Genomic DNA, 423 nt, shown 5'->3' on the forward strand with positions numbered 1-423 from the left:
TTTTACTCGCTTTAGATCCGGAATTAAAAGCGACTTATGACTTCTATCAAACCATCAAACAGGCCATCAAACTTCGCAACTTTGATGCTTTTCATCATGCCATTCAAAACCCCTCTGACTTACTTTCACCTGAAATGAAAACAGCACTAAAAACCTTAACCAACTATCAAGATTACATCAAAAATACGATTGAAACATCCTATACAAACGGTGTGCTCGAAGGCATTAATAACAAGATTAAAGTCATTAAACGTATCGCCTTTGGATACCGTAGTTTCTATCATTTCAAAGCTAGAATTTTAATCATCCACAAGTACACCTTTGAACGAAAAAATAAAAGGAATCAAACCACTCAAAGAGTAGCTTAATTCCTCTTGGTTACATATATAGAATTTCTTCACCCACACCAGTTGACAAAGAACC

The 423-nt window shown here is 35.2% G+C and carries 1 protein-coding gene; it reads left to right on the top strand.

Annotated features, from left to right (window positions below; genetic code table 11):
- A partial coding sequence (locus NEH74_RS03125; RefSeq protein ID WP_262941067.1) for a transposase occupies nt 1–368 on the top strand: 368 nt, incomplete at its 5' end.
- Between the last annotated feature and the right edge of the window lie 55 nt (nt 369–423).

It is taken from the genome of Turicibacter sp. GALT-G1, from assembly GCF_025594995.1.
GTDB classification, from domain to species: domain Bacteria; phylum Bacillota_I; class Bacilli_A; order MOL361; family Turicibacteraceae; genus Turicibacter; species Turicibacter bilis.